The organism is Arthrobacter sp. FB24 (assembly GCF_000196235.1).
Classification (GTDB): Bacteria; Actinomycetota; Actinomycetes; order Actinomycetales; family Micrococcaceae; genus Arthrobacter.
The window spans coordinates 1,476,789-1,490,510 of record NC_008541.1 but is presented as its reverse complement, the minus strand read 5'-3'; the positions used below and the strand labels follow the sequence as shown (position 1 = coordinate 1,490,510).

At 66.0% G+C, this 13,722-nt stretch carries 13 protein-coding genes and 2 riboswitches; of the genes, 6 read left to right on the top strand and 7 right to left on the bottom strand.

Annotation, left to right across the window (positions count from 1 at the left end):
- The first annotated feature begins 24 nt into the window (after positions 1–24).
- Positions 25–261, top strand: a complete 237-nt coding sequence (locus ARTH_RS06730; protein WP_043429568.1) for an RNA-binding S4 domain-containing protein — start codon at positions 25–27, stop codon at positions 259–261.
- Positions 262–300: 39 nt separating this feature from the next.
- Here the strand turns inward: ARTH_RS06730 and ARTH_RS06725 are convergent, their stop codons facing one another.
- On the bottom strand, positions 301–951 hold the full coding sequence (locus tag ARTH_RS06725) for an alpha/beta hydrolase (protein WP_011691188.1): 651 nt from the start codon (positions 949–951) through the stop codon (positions 301–303).
- Positions 952–1,099: 148 nt separating this feature from the next.
- On the opposite strand from ARTH_RS06725, the gene ARTH_RS06720 reads away from it, so the two are divergent.
- The 3 genes from ARTH_RS06720 to ARTH_RS06710 all read left to right on the top strand — a co-directional run bounded on the left by ARTH_RS06720 (position 1,100) and on the right by ARTH_RS06710 (position 3,622).
- Positions 1,100–1,891, top strand: coding sequence for an SGNH/GDSL hydrolase family protein (locus tag ARTH_RS06720; protein WP_232223643.1), 792 nt, complete (start codon positions 1,100–1,102; stop codon positions 1,889–1,891).
- A gap of 7 nt (positions 1,892–1,898) precedes the next feature.
- Positions 1,899–3,050, top strand: coding sequence for a winged helix DNA-binding domain-containing protein (locus tag ARTH_RS06715; protein WP_011691186.1), 1,152 nt, complete (start codon positions 1,899–1,901; stop codon positions 3,048–3,050).
- A gap of 89 nt (positions 3,051–3,139) precedes the next feature.
- A complete protein-coding gene (locus ARTH_RS06710; protein WP_011691185.1) occupies positions 3,140–3,622 on the top strand; it encodes a hypothetical protein in 483 nt (160 codons plus the stop codon).
- 91 nt (positions 3,623–3,713) lie between these two features.
- Here the strand turns inward: ARTH_RS06710 and ARTH_RS06705 are convergent, their stop codons facing one another.
- Both ARTH_RS06705 and mmsB read right to left on the bottom strand, forming a co-directional pair.
- Positions 3,714–5,198, bottom strand: coding sequence for a CoA-acylating methylmalonate-semialdehyde dehydrogenase (locus ARTH_RS06705; RefSeq protein WP_011691184.1), 1,485 nt, complete (start codon positions 5,196–5,198; stop codon positions 3,714–3,716).
- 31 nt (positions 5,199–5,229) lie between these two features.
- Complete coding sequence (gene mmsB, locus ARTH_RS06700) at positions 5,230–6,132, bottom strand: 3-hydroxyisobutyrate dehydrogenase (RefSeq protein WP_011691183.1); 903 nt, start codon at positions 6,130–6,132, stop codon at positions 5,230–5,232.
- Positions 6,133–6,307: 175 nt separating this feature from the next.
- Here mmsB and ARTH_RS06695 point away from each other — a divergent pair, with 175 nt between their 5' ends.
- Entirely contained in the window at positions 6,308–7,207 is a 900-nt protein-coding gene (locus ARTH_RS06695; protein WP_043430508.1) for a LysR family transcriptional regulator, read from the top strand.
- 18 nt (positions 7,208–7,225) lie between these two features.
- On the opposite strand, the gene ARTH_RS06690 is transcribed toward ARTH_RS06695, so the two are convergent.
- From ARTH_RS06690 to ARTH_RS06675, 4 genes are all read right to left on the bottom strand, one after another.
- Positions 7,226–8,344 (bottom strand): zinc-binding dehydrogenase, encoded by a 1,119-nt coding sequence (locus tag ARTH_RS06690; protein WP_011691181.1) that lies wholly within the window; start codon positions 8,342–8,344, stop codon positions 7,226–7,228.
- Between the two features lie 15 nt (positions 8,345–8,359).
- Positions 8,360–9,742, bottom strand: coding sequence for an MFS transporter (locus tag ARTH_RS06685; RefSeq protein WP_043429566.1), 1,383 nt, complete (start codon positions 9,740–9,742; stop codon positions 8,360–8,362).
- 170 nt (positions 9,743–9,912) lie between these two features.
- Positions 9,913–11,097: a homoserine O-acetyltransferase MetX gene (gene metX, locus ARTH_RS06680; protein WP_011691179.1), complete on the bottom strand. Its 1,185-nt coding sequence runs from the start codon at positions 11,095–11,097 to the stop codon at positions 9,913–9,915.
- A 12-nt stretch (positions 11,098–11,109) separates the two neighbouring features.
- Positions 11,110–11,225, bottom strand: a riboswitch (SAM riboswitch).
- 90 nt (positions 11,226–11,315) lie between these two features.
- The gene (locus ARTH_RS06675) at positions 11,316–12,632 is read right to left on the bottom strand and encodes a bifunctional o-acetylhomoserine/o-acetylserine sulfhydrylase (protein WP_011691178.1); all 1,317 of its coding nucleotides are present in this window, start codon (positions 12,630–12,632) and stop codon (positions 11,316–11,318) included.
- A 61-nt stretch (positions 12,633–12,693) separates the two neighbouring features.
- Positions 12,694–12,808: riboswitch (SAM riboswitch) on the bottom strand.
- Positions 12,809–12,969: 161 nt separating this feature from the next.
- On the opposite strand from ARTH_RS06675, the gene ARTH_RS06670 reads away from it, so the two are divergent.
- The gene (locus tag ARTH_RS06670; protein ID WP_028272557.1) at positions 12,970–13,608 is read left to right on the top strand and encodes a VOC family protein; all 639 of its coding nucleotides are present in this window, start codon (positions 12,970–12,972) and stop codon (positions 13,606–13,608) included.
- Positions 13,609–13,722: the final 114 nt, after the last annotated feature.

The following is a 13,722-nucleotide window of genomic DNA, read 5'->3' as shown; positions in this document are numbered from 1 at the left end:
CTTACGTCAGGCATCATTGCTTGTATGAGCAACCCGGAAATCGAAGAGGTCCCCATCCGCGACGACATGATCCGCCTGGGCCAGCTCCTAAAGCTGGCCAGCCTCGTGGAGGACGGTGTCGAAGCCACGGAGCTGATCAGGAACGGGCTGGTCAAGGTCAATGGCGAGATCGACGACCGCCGCGGCCGGCAGCTGCATCACGGCGACACCGTGACGGTGAACGGCCGTACCGTGCGGATTCTCACACCCGCCGGTTCCTAGCGTTTCCGGCCGGCCCGCCGCGGCCGGCCGGCTACGGGACTACTTCTTCAGCACCTCGTGGGTGAGGAATTCGGAAACGTGGCCGATCTCCTGCTGGTTGATCCCGTGCCACATCCCTGCGTAGAGGACCTTCGTGAGCTTCACGTGCTTCCGCACCCAGCCCATGGTGTATTCGATCTTGTCCTGCGTAATGACGGGGTCCTGCTGGTCGCGACCCCAGAACAGGGGGACGGAGCCGTACAGTTCGTCGTCGCGGAAACTCGGATCCCCTCCGGCGTTCACCACAAAGCCGGAAAGTCCGACGACGGCGGCAAAGTCCGCGGGCCGCTGCCTGAGCAGCGTGGTGGCCATCGCCATTCCCATGGAGAACCCCAGGAGGGTGACGGACGGGTGGTCGCCCTTGACGCCGTCGAGCCATTCCAGCACAAAGGCGGCGGCGTCCTTGACCGCATCGAGTGAATAGTCGGCGGAATCCGTCAGCGGGAACCAGGTGAACCCCGGACCCATGGCGATGGGGGCGCGGACGGACGCCACCGCGAAATCACCGGGCAACAGATCGGCCAGGCTGAGCAGGTCCTGTTCGTTGGCACCGTAGCCGTGCAGCAGAACCAGCAGCGGCCTTCCCGAGCGCTCTTCGTCGGGAGTGGACCACAGGACAACGGGGGCAGTGGAAACGTCGGCTTCAGTCATGGAACCATTCTTGCAGTTACTACGCGGTAACAACCTACGGTGGCGTAGCTTTGGCCTCACGAGGCAGGATGGAAACGTGAGCGAAACTGAAGCCATTCCGAACCCGCAGGACACCGTTGATACCCACCCCTGGGGCCGGTACGTCGCCATGGGTGATTCCTTTACCGAGGGGATCGGCGACCCGGAACCCGGAAGCCCGGGCGGACACCGCGGCTGGGCGGACCGCGTGGCCGAGGAACTGAGCCGGGGCCACAGCGATTTTGCCTACGCCAACCTCGCGGTCCGGGGACGGCTCCTTGAACAGATCGTTGACCAGCAGCTGGCGCCGTGCCTGGCCCTCAAGCCGGACCTGGTGACGCTTTCGGCCGGAGGCAACGACCTCATCCGGCCCGGAGGGGACCCTGACGCGCTGGCCGAAAAACTGGATTCCGTGGTGCACATCCTCAGCCTGGGCGGCGCCACCGTGGTGCTGTTCAACGGCCCGGACACCGGTTCATCAGTCCTGGGCAGGGTCCGCAGCAAAATCGCCATCTACAACGAGAACCTCCGCACCGTGGCGGCGCGGCACGACGCCGTCATCGCCGACATGTGGTCGCTTCGCCAGCTCAGCGATCCGCAGATGTGGGACCAGGACCGCCTGCACTTTTCGCCGCTGGGCCACCACACCATCGCGGCCATGGTGCTCGATTCCCTCAACATCCGGCACACCCTGGAGCCGCTCTCGCCCAAGCCCCTCCCCCAGCGCAGCTGGCGCGAGGCACGGTCCGGAGACCTGGTCTGGGCGCGTGAATACTTTGTGCCCTGGGTTGTCCGCCGGCTTCGCCATCAGTCTTCCGGGGACGGCGTCACGGCCAAGCGGCCGACCCCCGGTCCGGTTTTTGGACCGGGGATGCCGCTGGGCTCTGGCGAGGCCCCGGGAATAGAGGCCGAACAGAGGTAGGCGCCGGGTGCACGCCGACGACGTCGTCCGGCTCAGGCTTAGCCGGCAGCAGCTCCGCCCTCCCCGGGCGGTTTCCGCCGAAGCGGCGGTGAAGAACCTCCTGGCTGTCCAGTCGCAGGAATTTTCCTACGCACGCTGGTCGCTGGCACAACGCACTGCCGGAGCCTCCGCCGCCGACGTCGAACAGGCCGTGGCTGACGGCCGGATCCTCCGGACGCACATCCTGCGGCCCACCTGGCATTTTGTGCACCGCGACGACCTCCGCTGGCTGCTGATGCTGTCCGCGCCCCGGCTGCACCGGGGAAACGCCGGCATGTACCGCCAGGCCGGCATCGATGCCGGGGCGGCGGCCCGGAGCGCCCGGGTCCTCGCCGAGGCCGTGGCCGGCGGCGCCCACAAAACCCGGGAGCAGCTGGCGGCTGCACTGCAGCGGAGCGGCTTCGCGGCCAAGGGACTGGAACTTGCCTACCTGATCATGCACGCGGAGATCAGCGGAGTCCTGACCAGCGGAACACCCGTCCGCAGCGCCGGCGGCTCGCTCAAACAGACTTATGCACTCTTCGATGAACGCGTTCCGTTGATGCCCGGCGGCCCCGCCGACCGCCACGCGGCACTGGCGGAGTTAGTGAGGCGCTACTTCCTCAGCCGCGGACCGGCCACCGTGAAGGATTGTGCAGACTGGTCCGGGCTGACTGTCACGGACGTCCGGCTGGGGCTGGGCCTGGCGCTGGAAGCTGATTCCGATGCATTCGGGACCGCAGTGCTGGAGGATATGGAGTTCCATTTCAGTTCCGCGGAACCCGGACCCGGCGGGCCGGCGGACGCCGCACCCGGACATGACGCGGAGGGCGGAGGACAACCCCGGATTGACCTGATCCAGTGCTATGACGAGTACGTCATGGGCTATTCACGGTCACGGTATTTCCTGGGCGGCACCGCCCCGGCGCGTCCGGAGCGGGAGACTCCGATGCATGTCGTACTGAAGGACGGCCAAATGATCGGTTCCTGGCGCCATGACCTGGCCGGCGGGCGCTGTGAGCTGGACATCCGCACCCGGCCGGAACCCGACACTGCCGCTGAGCGGGACACCAGCCGTGCGATCGATGAAGCCGTTGCGGAATACGGCGCCTTTCTGGGGATCACCACGGTGCGGAAGTAGCCGGGACGAAGCCGCCGGGCTGCCGCGGTCCAATGCCGCTGTTGAGCCGGGGGTTAAACTGAAGGGACACTTCTGAGAGGCCCTCCACCGTGAGTAACGTGTTCTTCTGGATCATCATCCTGTCGTTCCTGATTCCCTTCGCCATGCGCATGTACCGGAAGTCGGTCCGTGGCCGGAACCAGAACCAGGATTTCAACGGACAGTATCCAGGCCAGTTTCCCGGGCAACAGCCGGGCCGGCCAAACAACCAGCCGCGTGACGGCTATACCCAGCAGGACTACTTTGGCGGCGGCTTCCGGCAACTCGGCGGCGGTCAGCAGCCGCCGCTCGACCAGCCGAACCAGTACCCGGGCTATCCCGGACAGGTGCCGTACGAGGACAGCCCCGGCTATCCGGCCAACCAGTCACGCCAGGAACCGCAGCAGCCGTCCGCCCCGGCGACTCCCCCGCCGCCGTCCGCCCCTCAGGGTTTCCGTGCACGGAAACTTGCGGAGCTCGACCAGCAGTACAGCAACGGCGAAATCGCCATGGAGGAATACATGGCCCGGCGCGACGAGATCATGAAGGGCTAGACGCACCCGCGTAGCCCTGCCCGGAGCCACTGTCATTCTTAGTGGCCCCGGGACGATAACCCGGGCGATGCCTGCCTGAACTTCCTGGCGCTCAGTCCACCTGCGGGAAACCGAGGTCGATCACCGATGTGGACGGATCCGGCCAGCGTGTGGTGACCACTTTGCCGCGGGTGTAGAAGCGGATGCTGTCCGGACCGTACATGTGCGTGTCACCGAACAGCGAGTTCTTCCAGCCGCCGAACGAGAACGTCCCCACCGGCACCGGGATGGGCACGTTCACTCCCACCATGCCCGCCTCGACGTCGAACTCAAACTGGCGCGCCGCGCCGCCGTCGCGCGTGAAGATCGCCACGCCGTTGCCGAACTCGTTGTCGTTCACGAGCTTTACTGCGTCGCTATAGCTGTCCGCCCGGACCACCGACAGTACCGGGCCGAAAATCTCGTCGTCGTAGACCTTCATGCCCGGCTTCACGTGGTCCACCAGGCTGACCCCGATGAAGAAACCGTCCGAATCGAACGCGTGCTTGCGCCCGTCCACCACCACAGTGGCACCTTCTTCCTCGGCACCGGCCACATAGGAGGCCACCCTGTCCCGGTGTTCCTTCGTGATGAGCGGGCCCATCTGCGAGGCCGGATCCGTGCCGGGACCGATCGTGAGGTCAGCCATCCGGGTGGAAATGGCCTCCACCAGGTCGTCGGCAATGTTGCCCACGGCCACCAGCACGGATACCGCCATGCACCGTTCACCGGCGGAGCCGTAGGCGGCCGATACGGCGGCGTCGGCGGCCATATCCAGGTCGGCATCCGGCAGGACCACCATGTGGTTCTTGGCACCGCCCAGCGCCTGGACGCGCTTGCCGTGGTCCGCCGCCCGCTTGTAGATGGACTGGGCGATCGGAGTGGACCCCACGAAGCTGACAGCCTTGACGCCGGGGTGCTCCAGCAGGACGTCCACGGCTTCCTTGTCGCCGTGGACCACGTTCAGGACGCCCGGCGGCAGGCCCGCCTCAGCGAAGACTTCAGCGATGAAAACGGCCGACGACGGGTCCTTCTCACTGGGCTTGAGGAGGACGGTGTTGCCGCAGGCGAGGGCACTGCCGATCATCCACAACGGCACCATGGCCGGGAAGTTGAACGGGGTGATGCAGGCGACCACACCCACGGGCTGGCGCACCGAGTGGACGTCCACCCCGCTGGACACCTGCTCCGAACGTTCGCCCTTGAGCATGTGGGAAAGCCCGGTGGCGAATTCGATGTTTTCGAGGCCCCGGGAGATCTCGCCTTCGGCGTCGGAAAGCACCTTGCCGTGCTCGCTGGTGAGGATTGCTGCCAGCTCGGACTTCCGCTGCGTCAGGAGTTCCCGGACCCGGAAGAAAATGTTGGTGCGTTTCGCCAGGCTGGTTGCCCGCCAGCCCGGGAGGGCGGCCTGTGCGGCCGCGATGGCTTCCTCCACGCGCGCCGTCGATGCCAGGGCCACCTCTTTGTCCTGTGCGCCGGTGGCGGGGTTGAACACGGGGCCGAAACGGTCGGCGTCGCTGATCCGGGCGCCGTTGATGAAGTGCGGAATGCGTTCCATGGGAAAGTCCTATTCGTGAAGCAGGCAGGGTTTACTTGGAGGTCTCGAGCGAGCCGTCTACAAGTTTGATGATCATGGAGCAGTCCTTGCCGGACTGCCCGGAGTCGATGAGCCGCTGGAAGAGCGTCTGCACGTGCTCGCCGATTTCCAGCGGGGTGCCGGTGTCGCGGGCGGCGCTGATGGCCAGGCCGATGTCCTTGTTGGCCAGTTCGGTGGTGAAGGTGGGAGCGAAGTCGTTGTTGGAGGCCGCGGTGGGAACTACCCCGCCTACCGGATACCAGGTCCGCAGCGCCCAGCTGTCTCCCGAGGACACCGAGGCGATGTCCCAGAAAACCTGCTTGTCCAGGCCCAGCCGCTCGGCCAGCACGGCCCCTTCGGCGGTGGAGGCCAGGTTGATGAAGAGCATCAGGTTGTTGCAGATCTTCGCTGCCTGCCCGGTGGTGGGACCGCCGGTGGGGATGATGTTGGAGGCCATGGGCCGGATGTACTCCGTGGCCTCGGCCACGGCACCCGCGTCCCCGCCGATCATGAACGTCAGGGTGCCGGCCTTCGCCCCGCTCATGCCGCCCGAGACCGGGGCGTCCACGAAACGGAAGCCGGCGGCAGCGGCGGCGTCGTGCAGCGCCTGGGCGGAGGCGATGTCGATGGTGGAGGAATCCACCAGCAGCGTGCGGCGATCGGCATGGGCCAGGACGCCGTCCTCGCCCAGGTACACGGCCCGGGCGTGTTCGCCCTTCGGCAGCATGGTGAACACGACGTCGGCGCCGTCCACCGCCGCGGCGATGCTGGCCACCGGCTTCACTCCGCCGGCTTCTGCAGCTGCCACTGCTTCCGGATTGAGGTCGAATCCGCGGACGTCGTGACCGGCTTTTGCCAGGTTTGCTGACATGGACCCACCCATGTTCCCGAGACCGATCCAAGCGACTACTGCCATGGCGAAAAGCTCCTTTGCTTCGTGTACCAGCCGGTATTGCTGGAAGTTCCGTGTCCACCATCACACCCTGTTACAGTGCAATCAAGGGGAAAAATTACAGAGAGCATGTGCATTGATGCACATAGCTCCGGAAGCCGTCTTGTGGGCCTGAAAGCATGGATGTGAAAAAGTGGATGTGAACCGGCTGCCCAGTCCGGATGACCTGTTGATCCTGTTGACCGTGGCCAGGCTCGGCCGGTTCAATGCGGTTGCGGAGACGCTCGGCACCACGCACACCACCATTTCCCGCCGGGTCCTGGCGCTGGACAAGCAGCTGGGCGGACGGACCCTGGAGCGCAGCCCGCACGGCTGGGAACTGACCGGGCTGGGCAGCCGGGCGGTTGCCGCCGCCGAGGCGATCGAGGCGACACTCGGGTCCTTGGCCGGTGCCATCGGCGACGGCGAACACTCGCTGTCCGGCATGGTCCGGATCAGCACGTCCGATGGATTCGGTGCGGAATTCGTTGCCCCGGCCCTGGTGCGCCTGCAGCAGGAGAACCCGTCGCTGGACGTCGAGATGCTCAGCGCCACCCGCAAAGTGAGCCAGAACCGTTCCGGTGTGGACCTGGAAGTGGTGGTGGGCCGGATGGAAGTCACCAACGTGCAGCCCATCTTCCTGACAAACTATTTCCTGCGGCTGTACGCAAGTCCGGACTACGTCCGGTCCCGGGGACTGCCTGACACCCTGGACGACGTCCGCGAGCACGGATTTGTCTCCTATGTGGAGTCGGCCCTGCAGGTGGCGGAACTGGGCCACCGGTCCTCGCAGCTGCCCGCCCCCAAAACAAGTTTCCAGGCGACCAGCATTTTCGCCCAGGTCGAGGCAGTCAGGCGCGGGGCAGGCATCGGCCTGCTGCCGAACTTCATGGTGGCGGACAAGCCCGGCTTCGTTCCGGTGCTGCCTGAGCTGTTCCAGCGTCAGCTCCCCATCTGGGCGGTGGCGCGTCCCGAGTCGCTGCGCTCGGCGTCCGTCCGGGCCGTGGTGGAGGCGCTCAAGGCGGAAGTGTCAGGCCGCCGGGACATCCTGGCGGCCTGACACTACGCCTGGGCAGAGCTATGCCTGGAACAGCCGGCGAACCACTTGCCCTGCGGCCAGGGCGTCAAGGCCTTCGTTGATTTCCGCGAGCGGCCTGGTGTCCGTATGCAGCAGTTCCACCGGGAGCCGCCCGGACCGCCAGTAGTCAAGATACAGCGGAATTTCCCGCTCCGGGACGGCATCCCCCATATAGGAGCCGAGAAGCCGCTTCCCCGCTCCGGCAAACTGCAGGGCTCCGACGGTCAATTCCGCCGAAGGCTTCGGCAGCCCGACGGAGACGACGGCGCCGCCGCGCGTTACGAGCTCCAGGCACGAGGCAATGACTCCCGCGGATCCCACGGCTTCGACGGCGACGTCCACGCCGTCGCCGGTCGCCTCGGCAACCAGCCGGGCGGCGTCGTCGGGAGTTCCCACTGCCGTGGCGCCGCAGTCCCGGGCGAGCTGGTGCTTGCCTTCGTTGGGGTCGATGGCGATGATGGCCGCGGCGCCGGCCAGGGACGCCGCCATCACGGCGGAAAGCCCGACGGCGCCGAGCCCGAAGACCGCCACCGACTGTCCGGCGGTGACCGCCGCCGTGTTCAGCACGGCGCCCATTCCGGTGAGTACGGCGCAGCCGAACATGGCTGCGACGGTGTCCGGGACGTCGTCGTCGATTACCACTACTGATTCCCGCGCCACCACGGCGTAGTCCGCAAAGGCCGACACGCCGAGATGGTGGTTGATCCGCTCCCCCGACGGCGTGCGCAGCAGCGCCGCCCCGTGCAGCAGGTCCCCTGAAGCGTTGACTTCGGCGGCGCGGTGGCACAGGGCCGGTCGCCCGGAGCGGCACGCCCGGCAGTCGCCGCAGCTGGGGACGAAGACGAGCACAACGTGCTCGCCCACAGCCACGTCATGGACGCCCTCACCGACCGACACCACCCGGCCCACGGCCTCATGCCCCAGGGCCATGGGCAGCGGCCGGACCCGGGAGCCGTCCACCACGGACAGGTCCGAGTGGCACAGGCTGGAGTAGGTGATGGCCACCCCCAGTTCGCCGGCGCGGGGTTCGGGCCGGTCAAGCTCCTGCACCACTAACGGGCGTGCTTCGGTATAGCTGGTTCCGGCGGGGACGGTGGCGTACAGGACTGCGGCGCGCATGTGAACTGGCTGCCCTTACTTCTTGGCGGCGGCCAGCAGGTCCGCCGTGCCCTGTGCGTCCGCGGCGTCGACGTCGTGCAATGAGATACCGCGGGTTTCCTTCAGGAAGTAGACCGCCACCATCGTGACCAGGCAGGCGCCGAGCAGGTAGACCGCCACCGGGGTGGAGGACTTGAACTGGCTCAGCAGGGCGGTGGCGATGATCGGGGCCAGGGAGCCGGCGACGATCGAGGTGACCTGGTAGCCAAGCGAGACGCCGGAGTAGCGCATCCGGGTCGGGAACATTTCGGCCATGATGGCCGGCTGGCCGGCGTACATCAGTGCGTGGAAGAGCAGGCCGATGGTGATCGCCGCGAGGATGACGAGGTCGTTCTTGGTGTCCATCATCGGGAAGGCGAAGAAACCCCAGGTGCCGCCGAGGATGGCGCCGGCCATATACACGGGCTTGCGGCCGAAGGCGTCGGAAAGCTTGCCGACCATGGGTACGGCGCAGAAGTGGATGAAGTGCGCCACCAGGAGGAGCAGGAGGATCCTCGATGTGTCGGTCTGGACCACAACCTTCAGGTAGGTGATGGAGAACGTGACCACGAGGTAGTACAAAATGTTTTCCGCGAACCGCAGGCCCATGGCGGTGAAGACACCGCGCGGGTAGCGGCGGAAGACCTCGGCCACGCCGTAGCCCTTGTTCTCAACAACAACTTCCTTGCGTGCCTCCAGGAAGATGGGGGCGTCCTGGACCTTGGTCCGGATGTAGTAGCCCACGATCACGATCACCGCGGACAGCCAGAAGGCGACGCGCCAGCCCCAGCCGAGGAAGTCGGCGGAGGACAGCGTAGAGGAGAGGGTGAACAGCACGCCGGTGGCCAGGAGGTTGCCCATGGGCACGGCGGACTGCGGCCAGCTGGCCCAGAAGCCGCGTGACTTGCTGGGGCTGTGCTCAGCCACGAGCAGCACGGCGCCGCCCCATTCACCACCGACGGCGAAGCCCTGGACGAAGCGCAGGAACACCAGGAGCGCCGGCGCCCAGTAGCCAATCTGCGCGAATGTGGGGAGGCAGCCCATCGCGAAGGTGGAAACACCCACCAGGACGATGCTCAGCTGGAGCAGCTGCTTCCGGCCGAATTTGTCACCGAAGTGGCCGAAAACGATGCCGCCGATCGGGCGGGCAACGAAGCCCACTGCATAGGTGACGAAAGCGGCGATGATCCCGTCCAGCTCAGTGCCGGAGTTGGGGAAGAACATCTTGCCGAAAACCAGGGTGGCCGCTGAGGCGTAGAGGAAGAACTCATACCACTCAACAACGGTGCCGGCCATTGAGGCCGTCACCACTTTCTTCAGCCCTGAGGCTTTGACGTCAGTCTCATCTGCGCGCCTTGCGGCGGAGTTTTGCATGCTCATTGTGAACTCCTTCGGCGTCTCCGTCGACACCATGTGGACCATTCGGTAGCGGTCGCGTGTGATGTGCACCACCAACGCGCCGGTCCCCTAGAGTATGGACTCACATTGCCGCAGGCTCAACGCCATTTTCTGCAGAACAGCTCTGCATAAATGCACATTGAGCCGAGGGGCTAGGCGAAAAAGTTCTGCCTCAGCTGCGCGCTAAGCTGCCCGATTTCAGTCAGGAAACCGTCGTGGCCGATGGGCGCCTCGATGATGTGCACCGGGACGTCGCCCGGCAGTGCCGCCGCCAGTTCGCGGGACTGTGCAGGAAAATACAGCCGGTCGGTGTTAACGGCGGCGATGAAGAACTCAGCCTTGGCCTGGGCCAGCGCGTCCTTGAGCGGGCCGCGTCCCCGGCCGACGTCGTGGCTCATGAGCGCTTCCGTGATGGCGATGTAGCTGTTGGCATCGAAGCGGCGGACCAGCTTGGTGCCCTGATGGTCGAGGTAGCTCTCCACCTGGTAGCGGCCGCGGTCTCCCAGCGAGACTGCCTGAAGCGGGGCTTCGCCGCCCTGGGCGCTCCGGCCGAACCGGGCCTCCAGCTCGTCTGCGGAGCGGTACGTGATGTGCGCGATCCTGCGCGCCAGGGCCAGGCCGGCCTCAGGCTCCGGGCCGCCGTAGTAGTCACCGCCGTTGAAGTTGACGTCCTGGCGGATGGCGAGGGTCTGCGCCTGGGCAAAGGCGATCTGCTCGGCAGTGCTGCTGGCCCCGATGGAAATGACGGCACAGCGCCGGACCCGGTCAGGGAAGCTAACGGCCCATTCCAAGGCGCGGGCTCCACCCAGGGATCCGCCCAGGACGGCGTACCAGCTGTCGATGCCAAGGGCGTCCGCCAACCGGGCCTCGGCCGCAGTGGTGTCGCGCAGGGTCACCAGGGGGAAGCGCGAGCCCCACGGCCTGCCGTCCGGCGCGGGAGTGGAAGGCCCGGTGGAGCCGTAGCAACCGCCCAGGATGTTGATGGAAACCACGAAGTACTTGTCCGTATCAACCGGGGCGCCGGGCCCGGCAAGCTGCTCCCACCAGCCTTCTTCGTCACTGGCTCCCCTGGTAACGTGCGTGCTGCCGGTCAGGGCATGCTGCACCAGCACGGCGTTGGAACGGTCCGCGTTCAGCGTGCCCCACGTCTCGTAGGCGAGTGTGACGTCCGGCAGATGCCCGCCGGCTTCAAGGTCAAGCCCGCCGATGCCCTGGAACCTGACGGTACCGTCGGGGACAGTGCCTGCGGTTTTGCCCGCGGTGGTTTTCACGTCACGGGCTGACAGGCTGTGGCTGGATGTTTCGGGTACACCGCTGCGGGTGACGGCAATCGTCATCTGAGGACCTCTTCTTCGCGCTTGCCTGCCGCCAACTGGCCGGCAGGCCAGGTCTTCACCCGGGGCACCCCGCCGCGAAAGGAGGGTTGCCGGCCAGCAAGCCGGGGCTGTCGCTGGCACTCATGACCTTTAAAGAGTCTACGAAATGCGTCCCCGCAATGGCGAAGAATGTGACAGCAATATGACTCCCGGCGTCGAGACGCCGGGAGTCATACGCGTCAGTCGCCCTTGGCGGCGCGGAAACCGGCGTCGAGGTCGGCGATGATGTCATCGATGTGTTCCAGCCCCACCGAGAGGCGGACCAGGCCCGGCGTGACCCCTGCCACCGCCTGCTGTTCCGCCGTCAGCTGGCTGTGCGTGGTCGACGCCGGGTGGATGACCAGCGAGCGCACGTCACCGATGTTTGCGACATGCGAGTGCAGTTCCAGCGCGTCCACGAACCGCTTGCCGGCCTCGGCCCCGCCAGCGATGTTGAAGGACACGATGGCTCCGGTGCCCTTGGGTCCGTACTTGCGGCCGCGCTCGTACCAGGGGCTGGACGGCAGCCCCGCGTAGGCCACGGATTCGACGTCGGCCCGTGCCTCCAGCCATTCGGCGACGCTCACCGCGTTGGCCACGTGGCGCTCAACGCGCAGGCTCAGCGTTTCCAGGCCCTGGGCGATAAGGAAGGCGTTGAACGGAGAAACGGCCGAGCCGAGGTCCCGCAGGAGCTGGACGCGGGCTTTCAGGATGTAGGAAAGGTTCGCGCCCAAGGCGCCCCCGGCGCCGAGGTCCCGCGCGTAGACAAGCCCGTTGTAGGTGGGGTCCGGGGTGTTGAAGCCGGGAAACTTCTCCGGGTCCTTGCCGAAATCAAAGTTGCCCGAGTCCACGATCACGCCGGCAATGGCGCTGCCGTGCCCGCCAAGGTACTTCGTTGCCGAGTGGACCACAATGTCGGCACCCCATTCCAGCGGCCGGATGAGGTAGGGCGTGGACAGTGTATTGTCCACGATCAGCGGGACACCCGCCTCGTGGGCAACGCCGGAAACGCCTTCGATGTCCAGGACATCCTGGCGCGGGTTGGACACCACTTCGGCAAAGAAAAGCTTGGTGTTTGGCCGGACTGCGTCCTTCCATTGCTGGAGGTTGTCCGGGTCCTCGACGAAGGTCACGGAGATGCCGAACTTCTTCAGGGTGTGGGCCAGCAGGTTGTAGGTGCCGCCATAGAGGCTGGGGCTGGCCACCACGTGATCACCGGCTTCGGCGACGTTGAGGATGGCGAATGTTTCGGCCGCCTGCCCCGAACTGAGCAGCAGCGCCGCCAGGCCGCCCTCAAGGCTGGCCACGCGCTGCTCCACTGCGTCCTGGGTGGGATTGCCGATGCGCGTGTAGATGGGCGCCAGTTCGGCCAGCGCAAAGCGGTTGGCAGCGCTCTCGGCGCTCGGGAACACGAACGACGTCGTCTGGTAGATGGGGAGGGCCCTGGCGCCGGTGGCGCTGTCCGGCTCCTGCCCGGCGTGGATCTGGCGGGTTTCGAAAGACCAGGCATTGGACATTGAAGACTCCTTCTAAAGAAAGGCACCACAGGCGGACGCACGGTATGCCGGGCCGGTTCTGGTGCCGCGCTTGCCGACCGGCGGTTGCCGGAGGCCAGGTCCTCACCCGGGGCACCCCACCGCGGAACGAGGGTTGCCGGCCAGCAAGCCGGGGCTCAATGCTGGCGCTCATGACCTTGACCCAGTGTAGAAACGGAGCAATCCGTCTGAACAGGTTTGTGACGAAGGACGTCGGCCGCATGATTTTCGTGGGCTTCAGGGCCCTCCGCCATGACATCCCATCTCGGTAAGCATACCCTTAGCTGAGAGCTCCATCACAAAGTGCCAAGATGAGGGCATGCGCATGGATCACGTCTCTTACGCCTGTGAACAAGATGGCTTGGCTGCCACCACCGAACGTATTGCAACCGCCCTCGGCGTCGAAGCCGTTAAGGGCGGGGTACACCCCCGATTTGGCACCCGCAACATGATTATCCCGCTCGCCGGGCACAAGTATTTGGAGGTCGTGGAGGTCCTTGACCACCCGGCATCCGACAAGGCTCCGTTCGGGCAGGCTGTCCGGGCACGCTCCGCAGCTGGCGGCGGCTGGATGGGCTGGTGCGTCGAAGTGGACGACCTGGCACCGTTCGAAGAACGCCTCGGCCGCTCGGCTGTCAACGGCAACCGCAAGTTCCCGGACGGCCGCGAACTCGTCTGGAAGCAGATCGGTATCCTGGGCCTCATTGCAGACCCGCAGGTACCCTACATGCTCAAGTGGGAAGGCGACCCGGAGCTTCACCCGTCCAACGCCTACCCGAGCAACGTCAAGATGTCCAGCCTCACCATCGCCGGCTCGGCCGAGCGCGTCACGGAATGGCTCGGGCAACCGGTCGAGAAGCCCTTGGAGGATGTGGCCGTTGAATGGGTCGCCCCGAAGGGGACGCCGGGAATCCTCTCCGTTACGTTCGAAACCGCCTCCGGGGCAGTAACCATCTAGCCCTCTTACACCGTGTGGTCCTCCGGGCCACGGGCAGCGCGCTGCCTTTACGAACTTCGGCCGCTATCAGCGGGTGCCAACGACGTCACCCACCGATAGCGGCCGAATCCTTTT